Annotated in this window: 14 protein-coding genes and 1 pseudogene; 4 read left to right on the forward strand and 11 right to left on the reverse strand. The window is 66.3% G+C overall.

Annotated features, from left to right (window positions below; all coding sequences use genetic code 11):
• Positions 1-18: 18 nt before the first annotated feature.
• Positions 19-990, reverse strand: coding sequence for a LysR family transcriptional regulator (locus tag ACLJO0_RS36140; protein ID WP_410583653.1), 972 nt, complete (start codon positions 988-990; stop codon positions 19-21).
• A gap of 94 nt (positions 991-1,084) precedes the next feature.
• On the opposite strand from ACLJO0_RS36140, the gene ACLJO0_RS36145 reads away from it, so the two are divergent.
• The gene (locus ACLJO0_RS36145; protein WP_410583654.1) at positions 1,085-2,047 is read left to right on the forward strand and encodes a M64 family metallopeptidase; all 963 of its coding nucleotides are present in this window, start codon (positions 1,085-1,087) and stop codon (positions 2,045-2,047) included.
• 7 nt (positions 2,048-2,054) lie between these two features.
• Here ACLJO0_RS36145 and ACLJO0_RS36150 read toward each other — a convergent pair whose 3' ends face one another.
• From ACLJO0_RS36150 to ACLJO0_RS36170, 5 genes are all read right to left on the reverse strand, one after another.
• Positions 2,055-2,504, reverse strand: coding sequence for an SRPBCC family protein (locus tag ACLJO0_RS36150; protein WP_410584002.1), 450 nt, complete (start codon positions 2,502-2,504; stop codon positions 2,055-2,057).
• 74 nt (positions 2,505-2,578) lie between these two features.
• Complete coding sequence (locus tag ACLJO0_RS36155) at positions 2,579-3,469, reverse strand: helix-turn-helix domain-containing protein (protein WP_410583656.1); 891 nt, start codon at positions 3,467-3,469, stop codon at positions 2,579-2,581.
• Between the two features lie 10 nt (positions 3,470-3,479).
• Positions 3,480-4,535: an LLM class flavin-dependent oxidoreductase gene (locus ACLJO0_RS36160; RefSeq protein WP_410583657.1), complete on the reverse strand. Its 1,056-nt coding sequence runs from the start codon at positions 4,533-4,535 to the stop codon at positions 3,480-3,482.
• 386 nt (positions 4,536-4,921) lie between these two features.
• Positions 4,922-5,533: a SecDF P1 head subdomain-containing protein gene (locus ACLJO0_RS36165; RefSeq protein ID WP_410583658.1), complete on the reverse strand. Its 612-nt coding sequence runs from the start codon at positions 5,531-5,533 to the stop codon at positions 4,922-4,924.
• Positions 5,534-5,551: 18 nt separating this feature from the next.
• Positions 5,552-6,556: a YbhB/YbcL family Raf kinase inhibitor-like protein gene (locus ACLJO0_RS36170; protein ID WP_410583660.1), complete on the reverse strand. Its 1,005-nt coding sequence runs from the start codon at positions 6,554-6,556 to the stop codon at positions 5,552-5,554.
• A 76-nt stretch (positions 6,557-6,632) separates the two neighbouring features.
• On the opposite strand from ACLJO0_RS36170, the gene ACLJO0_RS36175 reads away from it, so the two are divergent.
• Both ACLJO0_RS36175 and ACLJO0_RS36180 read left to right on the forward strand, forming a co-directional pair.
• Complete coding sequence (locus ACLJO0_RS36175) at positions 6,633-7,271, forward strand: GntR family transcriptional regulator (RefSeq protein ID WP_410584004.1); 639 nt, start codon at positions 6,633-6,635, stop codon at positions 7,269-7,271.
• A 150-nt stretch (positions 7,272-7,421) separates the two neighbouring features.
• On the forward strand, positions 7,422-10,091 hold the full coding sequence (locus ACLJO0_RS36180) for a beta-N-acetylglucosaminidase domain-containing protein (protein ID WP_410583661.1): 2,670 nt from the start codon (positions 7,422-7,424) through the stop codon (positions 10,089-10,091).
• 5 nt (positions 10,092-10,096) lie between these two features.
• On the opposite strand, the gene ACLJO0_RS36185 is transcribed toward ACLJO0_RS36180, so the two are convergent.
• From ACLJO0_RS36185 to ACLJO0_RS36205, 5 genes and pseudogenes are all read right to left on the reverse strand, one after another.
• Positions 10,097-11,260 (reverse strand): epoxide hydrolase family protein, encoded by a 1,164-nt coding sequence (locus ACLJO0_RS36185; RefSeq protein WP_410583663.1) that lies wholly within the window; start codon positions 11,258-11,260, stop codon positions 10,097-10,099.
• A 339-nt stretch (positions 11,261-11,599) separates the two neighbouring features.
• Positions 11,600-11,731: pseudogene (locus ACLJO0_RS36190) on the reverse strand (HNH endonuclease); the annotation flags it as partial.
• A gap of 249 nt (positions 11,732-11,980) precedes the next feature.
• Positions 11,981-12,574: a hypothetical protein gene (locus ACLJO0_RS36195; protein WP_410583664.1), complete on the reverse strand. Its 594-nt coding sequence runs from the start codon at positions 12,572-12,574 to the stop codon at positions 11,981-11,983.
• A 329-nt stretch (positions 12,575-12,903) separates the two neighbouring features.
• Positions 12,904-13,143: a hypothetical protein gene (locus ACLJO0_RS36200; RefSeq protein WP_410583665.1), complete on the reverse strand. Its 240-nt coding sequence runs from the start codon at positions 13,141-13,143 to the stop codon at positions 12,904-12,906.
• Positions 13,144-13,156: 13 nt separating this feature from the next.
• Complete coding sequence (locus tag ACLJO0_RS36205; RefSeq protein WP_410583667.1) at positions 13,157-13,609, reverse strand: Imm1 family immunity protein; 453 nt, start codon at positions 13,607-13,609, stop codon at positions 13,157-13,159.
• 388 nt (positions 13,610-13,997) lie between these two features.
• On the opposite strand from ACLJO0_RS36205, the gene ACLJO0_RS36210 reads away from it, so the two are divergent.
• The gene (locus ACLJO0_RS36210) at positions 13,998-15,335 is read left to right on the forward strand and encodes a hypothetical protein (RefSeq protein WP_410583668.1); all 1,338 of its coding nucleotides are present in this window, start codon (positions 13,998-14,000) and stop codon (positions 15,333-15,335) included.
• Positions 15,336-15,489 lie beyond the last annotated feature (154 nt).

Consider the following 15,489-nt stretch of genomic DNA (forward strand, 5'->3'; position numbering starts at 1 on the left):
GAATTCCCCGACCAGGTGTCACCCGATGGCACGCCGTGCGACCGGTTCACCGCGGCGGGCGAGCCAGTGGCGATAGGTGAGGCTGGTTTCGGTGTCGGACCGGTAAGCCGCCTCGGCCGCGGCGATCAAGGCATCGCTGTTCCCGCCGAAGGCGCCTTCGACGCTCCAGGCGATCAGATACCGCATCCACAACGGATCTCCCGACAGCGCGCGGATCGCGATTCCCGGCGAGGCGGGAAAGGTGACCTGACAAGGGGAAATCGCCCGGCCCGCCGCGATCAGGCGTTGCAGCGGCCGCAGTTCCGTGCTCCGGTGCGCGACCTTCGGCCGGAATCCGGCCCGTGCACAGGCTTCCTCGAAGCACTCCGGCCAGCCTGCCCCGTCGGACGGTCCGAGCACCCACCGTTCCCCGGCGAGATCGGCGAGGTCGATCTCGCGGTGCCCGGCGGCCGGATGGTCCGCGGCGATCGCCACGAACACCGGTTGCGTGGCCAGCGGCCGCGAAACCACACCCGGCGCGGACGGCAGGACGTGCCCGGGATAGTCGGCGACGACGGCGGCGTCGAGCTGTCCGCAGGCCACGAGATCCAGCAGCCGCGACGGCGAGAACTCGGTGGTCACCGAAACCGCTTGCCCCCGGCCGGAATCGCCGAGCCGGTCCGCCAGTTCGACGACCATCGAACCGCCGATCCCACCCAGCGCGACAGGGCGTTCTTCGCCTTCCGCCAGCCAGCGTGCCGCGTCGTGGTGCATCGTGTCCGCCGCGGCGAGGACCGCCCGCGCGCGGCCGAGCACGCATTCGCCGAACGCCGTCGGGAAGACGCCGCCCCGCCCGCGGACGAACAGGGTTCCGCCGAACGCGCGCTCGATCCGTTGCACGGCGGCGGTCAGCGCGGGCTGGGTGCTCCCGATCTCGATCGCCGCGCGCGTGATGCTGCCCGCGTCGGCGACGGCGCACACCACGCGCAGGTGACGTAACTCGACGTCCATCACGCGGACCTTATGGCCACTTGGGATGTGCCGGAAGCCGTCGAAAGTCGGGATCGTTTTTCGTGCTCCCCCACCCTCCCCGCAAGGAGTACGCATGCGACGCGCCTGTCTCGTGTTCGCGCTGACCGCCACCCTCGCCGCCGCACTCGTTCCCGCGACGGCGTCGGCGGCTCCCCGGTTCACGACGTCGATGGAGGCCTTCGAACCAGGAGGAACCATCACCCGGGTGGACGTCACCCGGCCCGTTTCGGACAGAACCGCCGCGCCGCAGCAGATCGCGAGCGCCGCCGCGGTGACCCCGATCGAAACCAACGGCCCGAGCGAGACCACCTTCGACCTGGTCTTCGTCGGTGACGGCTACACCTCGACCCAGCTGGGCACGTACTCGCAGCACGTCCGCTCCAGCATCGCGGCGCTGTTCGCCATCGAGCCGTACAAGAGCTACCGCAAACAGTTCAACCTCTGGCAGGTCGACGTAGTGTCACCGCAGTCCGGCATCACCAACGACCCGACCCAGGGGATCCGGCGCAACACCGCGCTGGGCTCGTACTTCTGGTGCGGCGGCATCGAACGGCTGTTGTGCGTCAACGAAACCAAGGCGAACCAGTACGCCGCGGCCGCGCCGGACGTCGATCAGGTCATCATGCTGGCGAACACCACGAAGTACGGCGGCGCCGGCGGCGGGGTCGCGACCTCCTCGGGCGGCAACGTCCAGGCCAGCCAGATCGTCGCCCACGAACTCGGGCACTCCATCGGCGGGCTCGCCGACGAGTACGACTACGGCACCTGCGATGCCCGCGAACCCCGGGAGCCCAACGCTTCCGCGCTCACGGCCGCGCAGATGCGGGACCGCAAAGCCAAGTGGTACGCCTGGCTCGGCAAGCCTTCCCCCGACGGCGGCACCGTCGGCGCCTTCGAAGGATCCCGTTACTGCAAGACCGGGATGTACCGCCCTAGCGTGAACTCACTGATGCGCACGCTCGGGCAGCCCTTCAACCCCCCGAGCACCGAAGCGATGATCGCGGGCTTCCACCGCGAAACCGCTCATCGGCATTGATCCCTCGTCATGGCCTCCTGGCCGGGCCGCCGGCGTGGTCGGCGAGCCCGGTCGCCATGCTCCGCATGAAGCGGCGGAGGTACCACCGGAAGATCCACGCGTTCCCCTTGCCCACGCGATACGTTCCGTGCCAACGGATCCGCGTTCCCCCGCCGGGCATTTCGCTCAACTCGACCGAGGCCTGGTAATCGACCATCACCGGGACGTCCACCCCCTCGTAGGCGAACCGGCGTTCGGGGTCGAGGGCGGTGATCCGCTCCTTGGTGACCGTCTTGCCGGTGCGGAAGGCACGGACCGCGCCGACATCGTCGCGCCCGTCGGCGGAAAGTCCTTGCGACGCGGCGACTTCCAGGGACCCGACCCGCGACCAGACCGGCCAGCTGCGGGCGTCCAGCAACAGTGCCCACACCGCGGCGGGCGGCGCCGGCGATTCGGCGGTGACGTCGTACGACTGCATTCCAGAACTACTCACCCGGCTCACCCTAGAAACGGGCGGCCGGGGTCACCATGCGCGGAATTGCGGGGCCGTGATCAGGAATTGCGGTAGTCCGAGGGCCGCGATCCGGTGTGCCGCAGGAAAGCGGCCGACAAGGCGCCGGGAGTGGCGAATCCGCATCTTTCCGCGATCCGCGCGATCGGGAGATCGGTGCCGCGCAGCAGTCTTCGCGCCTCCTCGATACGGAGCCCGCCGAGGAAACGATGCGGTGTCTCGCCGGTCTTCTCTTTGAAGACCCGGATGAAGTGGTAGACGCTCAGATGCACTTCCCCGGCGATTTCGGCGACGCTGAGCGGGTCGCCCAGCCGGTCACGCATCATCGCGACAGCGGCGCGGACCCGTTCGTCCTCCCGTCCGGCGTTCGGCGGGCCCGGCTTCCGCGCGTGGCGCGTGAGCAGGTGCACGGTGAGGAAAGCGGCCGCGGATTCGGCGTAGAGGTCGTCGTTCTCCCTCGCGTTCCCGACCGCCCGGACCAGCTCGTCGAGCATCGGATCTCCGCCGGCCACGGACGCCGCCATCGCCTCGTGGTCCACCGCGCGGCCGCCCAGCCGCGCGGCGACCGATTCCACCGTGGGGCCAGGGATGTGCACCTGCAGGCTGCGCATCGACTCGTCCCCGCGGTAGCGGCGCAGCAACGACTTGCCGGGTACGGCGAGTTCGAGCCGCCCCGGCCCCCAGTGGTGGCGGTTCCACCGGCCTTCGCCGCGGGTCTCCATCACCGCCCGCCCCGAGAGCGGCAGAATCAGATGCAGATCCGCGACGGCGGGCAGCCGCAGGTCCTCGGCGACCGGAACGTGCTCGAACCGCTGGACGAGCAGCGACTCCCAGCCGGAATCCTCCCAGCTGCAAGAGGTCCGCCGGACATAACGGGACATGTCGAAACCGGTGTACGGCTGAAGGTCGAATCGCTTGGAATCGAACACCACGGTTTCGAGGCTAGCCGAGCAGCTCCTTCACGCGCGGGATGACCTGCTCGCCGTAAAGCCGGATCGAGTTCAGGCGCTGCTCGTGCGGAAGCGCGCCGACGCTGTACTTGAGCTGGAAGCGCGACAGGCCGAGGGTCCGCACCGCCCAGGCGATCTTCTGCGCGACGGTCTCCGGCGAGCCGACGAACAGTGCGCCGCGCGACCCGGCCATGGCGTCGTAGTCGGCACGGGACATCGGGCCCCAGCCCCGTTCGGCGCCGATCTTGGCGAACGCGGCCTGATGATGCGCGAAATGCTGGGCGACGGCCAATTCGTCGGTCTCGGCGATGTGACCAGGGCTGTGCATCGAGATCGGCAGCTCCTGGTGACCCGCCTCCTTCACCGCACGCCGGTACAGGTCCGCGAGCGGGGTGAACCGCTCCGGCGACCCGCCGATCACGGCCATCACCAGCGGCAGGCCGTACGCGGCCGCGCGGACCACCGACTGCGGAGTCCCGCCGACGCCGACCCAGGCGGGCAGACTGCCCGATTCGGTGACCGGGAACGCCTGCGCGCCTTCCAGCGCGGGGCGGACGGTCCCGGACCAGTCGACCGGCTTCTCCCCCTGCAACTGGGTGAACAGGTCGAGTTTCTCGGCGAAGAGCACCTCGTAGTCGTCCAGCGAATAGCCGAACAGCGGGAACGACTCGGTGAAGGACCCCCGGCCGAGCGTGACTTCGGCGCGGCCACGGGAAACGGCGTCCAGCGTGGCGAACCGCTCGTACACGCGCACCGGGTCGTCCGAGCTGAGCACCGTGACGGCCGTGCCCAGCCGGAGCCGTTCGGTCTGCCCCGCGATCGCGGCCAGCACGACGTCCGGCGAGGACACCGCCATCTCCGCGCGGTGATGTTCGCCGACGCCGAAGTAATCCACGCCCACCTGGTCGGCGAGGACGCCCTCGGCCACGACCTGACGGATGGCTTCGGCCTGGCTAACCGGCTGGCCGTCCGTGCCGTTCTCGACGTCGCCGAACGTGTCCAGGCCGAAAGTCGGCTCTTGCCGGGTGCCCAGGATCTCGTAACCCATGTCCAACTCCTCAAGTAGTTGAACGCTCAAACGTCGGGTCGGGTGATCGTATTCCGCGCCGGTTCGAGGCCTGTCCAGGTGGTCGTGAGTGGCGTTTCGGGTTCCGGCGAGCCTGGACCTAGGCGCAAGGAAGGGGTCCTTCATGTACTGAGGAAAGGCGTGAAGGTCGCTTCACGCAGGGCTGAGCTCAGCCCGGCATGACGTGAGGGACTCCTTGCCTACTCTGAGGGTAGGCAAGGGGCCCCTCACGGACCTGCTGGTGCTTGTGGGGCGAACATGGCGGTCACCGAGCCTGGGGGATCAACCGCAGCCTGAATCACGTAGGTACCTAAGACACCCTTGGCTCTAACCCGAATCGCCACTCACGACCCACCGCACCGCCAGGCTCAGGCGCCGGCGATGTCGCGTGCCAGCTGGCGGGCTTCGGTCATGGTGAACTTGCCGGTGATCTGGGTTTCGCCGCCGGTGATGGCGGACTGGATCATCGGTGCCGTCAGCACGCGGCTCTTCAGCACCATCGCGACCTGCTTGCCGACGTTCCCCGCGGTCCAGTCGGCCCAGGTCCGCGCACCCGCGTCGGTGAAGCTGAGCCCGACGAGCGGGCCTCCCGATTCCGTAGCGAGCCTGGCGTTCGCCCGGCTGAGGTCGGCCCCGGTGAGGAACGCCGGGCCGAGCAGGTACTTGGTGCCCTCCACGCGGTCGCAGCTGACCAGCGGGAGCGCCGGATCGTCCCGGCCGTCCAGCGGATCCGGTCCCGCCGAACAGTCCAGCGCCGCGGCCGCGGCCTGTTGCCCGGCGGGATCGGTGCTCTGCCGGTCGGTCGCCGAACCTGTCGGCGGCCCCGGCGGGAGCTCGGCCAGCACCGGCCGGAACCGCAGCCGCGACCCGTCCTTGATCGTGAAGCTGTCGCCCTCGGGCTCGGCTTGGCCGGAGACCCCGCCCTGACAACCGGCGAGACCGAGCAGGACGAGCGCCACTACGACGCGAAGTATTCGCACGGGGTCATTCTGGCGGGTTCAGCGCCCGCGCGGGAGTGTTTCGCCTCGACGCCGGACCGTCCGTTCGAGAATGCCGAGCGTGGCCTTGAGCGCGGACACCGGGACCACGGGGAACGTGAGACGTTTCTTCCACTCCTCACCGACCTCCGACCAGTCGTAGTACGACGTGACGAGGGTGCCGCCCTCGGCAGGCGCCAGCCGGTAGCCGTAGATGTGCCGGGCGTGCGGCCGGACCTGGCCTTCGACGGTCCAGGCGATCTCCTCGTCCGGGGCGAGCGTGGTGATGACGACCTCGACGTCGCACTTGCCCAAGGGCACGTCCCCGAGCGCTTCCCGGTCCATGTGGACCAGGAACCGATCGCCCGCCTGCCGGACCGGGTCCCCTTCCGCGTCGAGGAGCATCCCCGACGCGTCGATGTCGACATGGCCCTTCGGGTCACTCAAGACCGCGAAGACAGATTCGGCGGAGGCCGGGATAAGCCGCGAGACCTCGACGCGCTCCTCACCCGGGGTTTCGGCCGTGGCGATCAAGACGGCGCGACCGAGCACGTGCGAGGTCATGGTGAAGCCGAGGAACGCGGGCGTGGCGTCGGCCGGGACGCCGAGCGACTCGACGTCGAGGGCGTGCACCACGACGAAGTAGCGGTGCACGCCGTGCCCGGCAGGCGGCGCGGCACCGAGAAAGCGGGCCAGGCGGACGTCGTTGGGCAGCTGGAAGGCGCCCTCGGGCAGCCCCGATCCGCTGTCGTCGCCGGCGCCCTCCGGCAGCTCGGTGACGGCTGCGGGGATGTCGGCGACCGCCCAGTGCCAGAAACCGGAGCCGGTGGGGGCGTCGGGGTCGTAAACGGTGACGGCGTAGCTCTTGGTGCCTCGCGGGGCGCCGTTCCAGCTGAGTTGCGGCGAGATGTCCTTACCGGCCAGCTGATCGGGCGACCAGGCGGCACCGTCGACGACAGAGGTACTGGCGACAGCGAACGAGGCCACTTCGGGCAGCCGGGCGAAAGGGTCATTGACGGCGATCATGAATCGACCATAACACAGATAATCGATTATCTTCGGGTTCGTCTATACTTCGCGGATGGCTTCACCGGACAAGCAGATGCTCTCCGAACAGGTGTACACGCGCCTGCGGGACGCGATCATGCGCGGCGACCACGCCCCCGGTGCCGCGCTCAAGCCGCAGGACCTGGCCAGGGAACAGGGCGTGAGCCTGGCCGTCGTCCGCGAAGCACTCGTGCGGGTGGTCGGCGACGGACTCGCCGACAGGCTGCCCAACCGCGGTTTCGCCGTGCCGGCCTTCTCCGACCGCCGCTGGCAGGAGATCACCGAGGCCCGCCGGACGATCGAACCGCTCGTCCTGCGCCTCTCCGTCGAACGCGGCGACCTCGACTGGGAGGCCCGCGTCCGCGCCGCCCATCACCGGTTGAGCCGGACGCCGCCGTTCGAGCCCGGCGAAGGCGAGCACCTCAGCGGGGCGTGGTCCGAAGCCCACCGCGTCTTCCATCGGACCTTGCTGGACGGCTGTGGAAACCCCGTCCTGCTCGAGACCTTCGACCGGATGTGGACCGCGAGCGAACTGGCCCGCCGCTGGGCCGCCCGACGCGCCCCCGGCCGCGACCATCTCGCCGAACATCGTCTACTGGAGGAGACCGCGCTGGCCCGCGACGCCGATGCGGCGGGCGAGGCGCTGACCCGGCATCTCACCCTCACCGCGGCCGCGCTGACGGACGAGTCATAAGTCCAGCAGGCCCCGACACTGTCGGAAAATCACCCAGACTGACCTAGCCTCGTCATCACATTGGGTGTTTCCTTGCTCGCAGAACGTCGTTGATCGACGATTTGGGGGCGGCCGATGTCCTTCGGATGGGTACTTCGACTCATTCCGGTCATGTTTCTCGTGACCACGGTGGCGGTGGCGGTCCCCGCACCGGCGAGCGCGGCTCTCGCCGCCGAACCACCACTGGCACGGGTGTGGCCGACACCCCAGCAGCTGACGCCGCGACCGGGTCAGGTGACCATCCCGCGCACCGTCGTCGAAGTGGTCGGAGCGGGTACCGATCCGTCCGCGCTCGCCGTCGTGGACCAGGTGCTCCGCTCGGCGGGCGCGAGCACGATCGTCAAGATCACCGACAACGACCGGACTGCCGTCGAGCGGGAACGCGGCAACGGCGGGCTCGTCGTCTTCGTCGGCGGTCCCACCGAAAGCAGGGCGACGGCCCTCGCGCTCGCCGCGCTCCGCGTCGACGGCCCCGAAGGCCTGTCCCCGGGCGGATACGTCCTCGCCGCCGACCGCGGCGTGATCGCGCTGTCCGGCGTGGACACGTCGGGGACGTTCTACGCCGCGCAGTCGTTCCGGCAGCTCTTCGCGTCCGGCAAGAGCCGCGCGTTCGGCATGCGCGACTGGCCGGCGGCCCCGCTGCGCGGCGTGATCGAAGGGTTCTACGGCGCGCCGTGGTCGCACGCCGATCGGCTGGCGCAGCTGGACTTCTACGGCCGCACCAAGCAGAACATGTACGTCTACTCCCCCAAGGACGACCCGTTCCTGCGTGCCCGCTGGCGCGACCAGTACCCGCCGGAACAGCTCGCGCTGCTCTCGCAACTGGTGGCCCGCTCCGCCGCGAACCACGTCGAGTTCACCTACGCCCTCTCCCCCGGCCTTTCCGTGTGCTACTCCTCTGACGCCGACAAGACCGCGCTGGTCACGAAGTTCCAATCCTTGTGGGACATCGGGGTGCGGTCGTTCGCGATCCCGCTCGACGACATCTCCTACACCCGCTGGAACTGCGACGCCGACGCCGCGAAGTTCGGCACCGGCGGCGCGGCCGCGGGCGCGGCGCAGTCGTTCCTGCTCAACCGGGTTCAGCAGGACTTCATCGCCACGCATCCCGGTGTCGAACGGCTCCAGACCGTCCCGACCGAGTACTACGACCTCGCCGACTCCCCGTACAAGACCGCGCTGCGCACTCAGCTCGACAAGGCGGTGATCGTCGAGTGGACCGGTGTCGGCGTGATCGCCGGGCAGATCACCGAGAAGCAGGCCCGGCAGGCGAAAGAGGTGTTCGGGCACGACATCCTGATCTGGGACAACTACCCGGTCAACGACTACATCACCGAACGGCTGCTGCTCGGCCCGTACATCGGCCGTGAGCCCGGGGTCGCGAAGTACCTGTCCGGGATCACCGCGAACCCGATGGTGCAGGCGGAGGCGTCCAAGATCGCCGAATTCACCTCGGGTGACTTCCTGTGGAACCCGGATCGCTACGACCCGGACGAATCGTGGCTCGCCGCCATCGCCGACCTCGGCGGCCCCGCCGCGCCGGCGCTGAAGGTGTTCGCGGAGAACAACTATTCGAGTCTGCTCGTCCGCCTCGAAACCGGGAAGCCGGATCTGGATTCGCCGGTGTTGCGCCCCCTGCTCGCCGCTTTCTGGTCCGCACTGGAGAAGAAGGACCCGTGGGACGCGGCGGCGAAACTGGATCGCTATCTCACCGCGATGGCGTCGGATCCCGACGAGCTGCGACGCGGAATGGCGTCGAACCCGAAGTTCCTCGCCGAGGTCGGACCGTGGCTCGACCAGGTCGGCCTCTACGGCCGGGCAGGCGGTCACGCGGTGAAGATGCTGCTGGCACAGTTCGACGGCGACGGCGCGAAGGCGTGGGCGGAGCGCGGGGAACTCGTCGCCGCGCTCAAGCAGGCGCAGGCGATCCGCGTCCCGACATCGCGCGGGCCGCGTAACCCGAGCACTTGCACGGCGGTCTGCGTTCCGTTCCTCAACAGCGCGCTGGCCACGGCGGACCGCTGGTTCGGCCTGCCGGGGGTCCGGCCGCAGCCGACGACGTCGCTGGGGACCTACACCGACAACGTGCCCGCCCGGATGGTCGACGGTGACCCCGAGACCTACTACTGGAGCGACTGGGCGCCCCGCGTCGGCGCCACCATCGGCGTCGACCTCGGCTCATCGCAACGGGTGTCCCATGTGGACATCCTGATGGGCAAACCGACCAGCCCGGACGACTTCGTGCGCAACGGCGTCCTCGAATACTCCGCAGACGGCACGCGATGGACGACCGTGAAGACGGTCACCGAACCGGTGATCTCGGCGGACCTCCCGGACGGCGCCGAGGCCAGGTTCGTCCGCCTGCGCACGACCGGCCCGCAGTCCTTCTGGGTCGTGGTCCGGGAATTCACCGTGTCCACACCGGATAGTCCGAAGTACACGGTCACCGGCACCCCGGCGGGGTCGAACCTGGCCGCCGCCGCGGACAACAACGCAGATTCGCTGTACACGGCGGCGTCGGCGCCGATGCCTGGCGACGCACTCGTGGTCACCTCCGCCACGCCGAAACCGCTGGACAAGGTCGTCGTCCTGGCGGCCGAAGCCGGAGCGGGCGCCGATGTCCAGATCGAGGACCCGGCCGGAGGCTGGCGCACGATCGGCAGGATGTCGGGCGGCTACACGGAACTGCCCGCCGAGGGCGTCGTGACCGGCCAGATCCGGCTCCTCTGGGCCCCGGGAGGCGCGCCGCCGAGGATCGCGGAGGTCGTTCCGAAGTTCTGACGCGTTCAACCGCTTTGCCGGAGGCTCCGGAACGCGTCCCTGATCTCGGACACCAACAGTTCCGGTTGCTCCAGCCCCGGGAAGTGGCCGCCGCGGTCCACTTCGTTCCACTGGCGCAAGTCGCGGTAGCGGCGCTCCGCCCAGCGTCGCGCGGCGGGCCAGGGATCGGCGGGGAACAGCGAGACGGCGGTGGGGACGGTCACCGGCTGGGCGTTCTCCTCCTCCGCACTACGCGGCACCCACCGCATCGCCTCCCAATACCAGCGGGCGCTCGAAGCACCGGTTCCGGTCAGCCAATACAACGCGATGTTGTCGACCTGCTCCGCCAGGCTCAACCCGCCCCCGGTCTTCGGCCGGTCGTCGGCGTACGCGGCGAACTTCTCGCCGAGCCAGGCGGCCAGTCCCGCCGGTGAATCGAGCAGGGCGTAGCCGAGGGTCTGCGGGCGCGTCCCCATGAGCATCCCGAAGCCGTATCCGTCGGCCAAGTGCAGGTCACGCCGGTCCAGCTTGCGGCGCTCGTCCGGGCTCGGCGCCGTCCGGTCCTCCGGCAGCGGCGACGCCGAGGGCATCGTCAAATGCAGGCCCGCGACGCGTTCGGGCACGAGGCGCGCCAGCTCCGTGCTGACGACGGCGCCCCAATCCCCGCCGTGGGCCCCGAAACGCTCGTAGCCGAGCGCGGTCATCAGGCAGGCCCATGCCTGCGCGGTCCGGCCGGGATGCCATCCGCGCTCGCGGGGCCGTTCGCTGAAACCGAAGCCCGGCAACGAAGGCACGACCACGTGGAAGGCGTCGCTCACGGAACCGCCGTGGGCCACCGGATCGCTGAGCGGCCCGATCACCTTCTCGAACTCGATGATCGAGCCGGGCCAGCCGTGCGTCAGGATCAGGGGAAGCGCCGTGCGTTCGGGTGAACGGACGTGCCAGAACGCGATGTCCAGGCCGTCGAGCCGGACGCGGTAGTGCGGCAGCGTGTTCCAATGGATTTCCCTTGCCCGCCAGTCGTGCTTTCGCCACGCCTGGAGCAACGCCGTCAACCGGTTCAGCTCGATTCCCTGCGTGGCGTCGGAAACCGTCTCGGCTTCGGGAAGGCGCACCCGGGCCAGGCGAGCGTGGAGATCGGCCAGCTCGGGATCGGGAACATGGATGGTGAAGGGTTCGATGTCGGGCACAACGCCGAAACTACGGGTGGGTCACGGGGTTTCCCATGCTCGGAATTGGGGTCCGGCGGTCAGGGATTGCGCAGTTCCCGCGTCGACGTCGTCGACTCCGGTTTCGAGCATTCCGCCGGACCGCACCGGGACACCGGCGGCCGGGTTTGACGTTCCTGGTTCCCAATGTCGCATTGGAGACGCTCAGTGTCTCCGATGCGACATTGGGAACATCGGGCAGGCCCTAGGCATCCGTTAGCACTAACGTGACCTGCCCTGCACTACCCATCTGAACCAGTGCTGCCAGCCTGTAGGCATGCCGAAGGGCCCGTCGTCGGTGTGGCCGACGGGCTCCTCGGATCAAGCGGCGGCGCGGTGCAAGGTGTTGCGCCGGGATCTTCGTAACGGATCCAGATACTGCGGCGGGATGAACTCCGGTAACCCATCGCCCGCCATCCGGACTTCCCAATCACCGTGGTGAATCAGCCGATGGTCAATCATGTCATTAATAACAGTACTTTGACCTGCGCAAACGATCTGTCCGCTAGCTCACGAGGAGCCGCCCGGCCCCGGTCGTCTCAAGGGCGGGCGGCTCAACTCTGGCACTCATGCTTGCCGCAGGTGGATCAAAGCAGCTGGATCGTCAAGGACCGCTCCCCACCTTGGTTCCGCATGTCCCGGACTGCGTGAAACCGGGGGCGGTGACTTTAACGGCGTTCATGATTGGCTGTGCGTGCTGGCTCACCATTCGGCGACAGGCTCGTACTTGGTCGCTGCCGCTTCCAGCAGGGCAGACACCCGCTTGGCGCACGCGCCGAATATCAGGCAGTACGCCAACTCCGTCGATGCCGTCATGGTCGCTCGTTCCTCCACGGCCTTCACGAGGCGATCAACCGAACGGACTTTGCACATCTCGACTCTGAACGAGGAGCTGTCATGCTTGCGGCAACCGCCAGGTGCGCCGCTCGTGATGATCCTGATCCGCAGACCGCGACGAGTCCGCGTGAAGTGACATTCCGCCACCTGCAACAAGGCGGTTCCAAGTGTCGTCGTCCTTATTTGCCCTAACTCGTCGCTCAGGCTGTCTTGGAACACATACCTCACGGCGTCGCCGTGCGGAGAATCGTACCGCTCCCAGCCCCGGTAACCCATGTAAAAGTCATTGACCTCAACGAACTCATCCCACGGCATGGAATCAAGTTCTTGCTTAGGGTCTCGGCAATTCATGGCGCGGGTATCCGCTCCGTATTTCCGCGTTGTTCCGGCAGTGGCGGTCTCGGCAACAGTCGAGGCCAATGGCACTGACACCCACCAGAACAGCAGCTTGATAGCCAACGCGGGCACTTCGAACGCTTCTCCTGGAGCGCGCGGGTGCGGGATCGCAAGGCTTGATTAGAAGTTTCTGTCATCTTCCGGCCAATCGCGAGTACCGACGGATAAGCGACCACTGCATTCGTTCGCGAACGCGAGCGCATTAAACGCAAGGTTGATTGCAAACTCCCTGGCCGACCGCGTTTCGTGCCTTCGCACTCCTGCTGTAAACACGACTTCGGTCGCCCCGTCCGAAAGTATGAGCCCCGGGAGCGCGCCGTGATAGCGGGACACAAATTTCGACAACGTCTGACCGTTCACTTCAACTTCGAAACGGTCGGGCGCCATCGCTGTCATGCCGCATCATCCGAGGGGGACACCTGTGGAACAGGTGGACTTGGCGTGTCATGAAATGGCGAATCCTGAAGGTCGGCGTGGTCTAACAGCAAACTAGCCAGGTCGGAGAGCATTTTTGCATACTGGCGCTGCCTCTCCGCTTTCATCTGTCCGGTACGTAGAGCCTCGCCAATTCCTTTGGCGCGGCTACTGACAGCGTTAAGTGAGTCGATAAGCGCTATGGTTTCAGGTGTCATGCGACACTTCCTTTTAGTATTGGTCGAATGGAACCCATGAAATGCAAGTCGGCCGAGTTCTCGTGCCTAGCCATTCCAACAATGCACTACGCGCGTCCGAAACTGGAATCGCCGCCGTTCGTGGAAACACCGAACACACGACACCGTTGAAGATCAGGTTTGCCTCAGGAAGTGGACGCCGGGGATTGAATGAGTTTGCGACCGGCATTTCCTTGTCGTCGTGGTCCATGTAGTTCAGAGCAGCAAAGCCGATTGACGGACGGACGCTAACCCGGAACTGATGGTTTGGAAACGGCCCACGCTCCTTACTTCTATAGAACTCGACGTCGCCAATTGAGAGCGTCGTTTCGGAGGAGATGTGCTCTATTGTCAAGATCTCTTCTATGAGCGCGACCGATGTAGCCATTCCGCGTGTGACTCGACCAACGCCAGAGGACAGCGACGCCGTCACAACCAATGTATGCATGTCACCGTTTCAGTCGTTCGAGCCGGTCTCGGACCTGCCGGGCTTACTTCGACCTACAGTCAGGGGGCATGGCGCGGCGGTCTATATCAAACTGGGCATGCGGCATGCCGGATTCGGCATATCCGCAGGTCGAGGGCCGAATTGCGGCGTGTGACCTTTACGCGGTGGTGATGGCAGGTTGCGCTAGGTAGGCTGGCTAGAGAGTGCTACCTACGCTGGTCAGGGGCTGATCGGCTTGAACCTCGGCAAGGGGGATCGCATGAGTGCACCTGGTGGAACGCGGAGCTGCCCGGAGTGCGGAACCTTGCTGGCCGCCGATAACACCGCCCGAATGTGCAGCAAGTGCCTTAGGGATCAGCGTGACCAGCTCCGAACTCCTCCTGCACAGTTGCGAAACGAGTTTTTCCAGACCGATGAGTTTCGAGCGGCGTTCGCGAGTCAGCACATTGGAAAGGTTTTCAAAGCCTACCGGAACCATCCGCGCCACCGTCAACTTTTTGGCAAGGCTCTCAATCAGGAGTTGTTAGGCCGATGGCTGGGGCTTACTCAGGCTCAAGTAAGCAAGCTTGAAAATGGCAAGGCGGAACAAAACCTTGACGCTCTCCGGAGTTATGCCAAGAAGCTGCACTTGCCGCAGCATCTTCTTTGGTTCGACTTTCCAGGACAGAGTCGGCTGACATTTCCGCAAACTTCAGAATCAAAGAATCTAATTGTTCCCAGCAGTGAGCGCGACGAACTCCTGGTCGTTAACACGGGAATGGACACGCTCGAACTGCTGCGACGACTGCGGGCATCCGACATTAACTCGTCGACAATCGATGCGGTAAGCATTACCGTAGAGCAACTATGCTGCGACTACCCGCACGCGGACGCGCGGACACTGATGACTAAAGGCAAGAACTGGCTGGGCCAGATGACAAACTTGCTTGAGAATCGTCTGTCACTTGCACAACATCGCGAGGTTCTCAGTAAAGCGGGAACCCTGGCATTGCTCGTCGGATGCCTTGAGTACGACACCGGCGATTCCCGTGCAGCAGAGGCAACACGCCGCATGGCGCTTGAACTAGGCAAAGAAGCCGGGGATCAGGGAATTGTCGGTTGGGCACATGAAATGCGCGCATGGTTCAATCTGACAGCTGGCAATTTTCGCGCTGTGATTGCGGCTGCCGAAGAAGGAATTTTGGCTGCCCCTTCCCACTCTGTTGCTGTTCAACTGTACGGCCAACAGGCGAAGGCATATGCGCGCATGGGTAAACCTGACGATGTTCGTCAAGCGCTGGATAGCGGCAGTGCCCTCTTGGACAAACTTCCGTTTCCGGAGAGGCCGGACAACCATTTTGTGGTCGATCCGGATAAGTGGGACTTTTATGCTATGGACACCTACCGAATTGTGGGCGAGGATCGACTCGCGCAGCGCAACGCAGAAGAAGTGATCCGCCGAGGTGTCAGCCCGGAGGGCGTCCAGCTGTCCCCGATGCGTGTAGCCGAAGCCGAGTTGACGCTAGCAGTCATTGCCGCAAGGCGCGGAGACGTCGAGGAAGCGGCGGGGCTAGGGCTACGGGCGCTCCAGGGTGGCCGCCAGAGCCGCCCAACACTGTTGATGGTGTCGGCTGAGCTGGACGATGAACTGGCGACCTACGGCACTGGCGCGGGCAGAGACTTCCGCGACGTGCTGGCCGAGGTCAAGCGCGCACCCAAGGACAATATTCCACCCAAGAATATTTAGCCATTTCAGTATTCTTTCTCAGAATGTTTGATCAGATTCACGTGCTATCGACCTGCAACTATTCGCGGGTGGCATAGTTTATTCCAGGGTCAACATAGTTGATGTGCCGCTCTGGCGCCTTACTTGATGGCAGTGGCTCGCAATTCCGCGAGTC

It is taken from the genome of Amycolatopsis sp. lyj-108 (assembly GCF_046549005.1).
Classification (GTDB): domain Bacteria; phylum Actinomycetota; class Actinomycetes; order Mycobacteriales; family Pseudonocardiaceae; genus Amycolatopsis.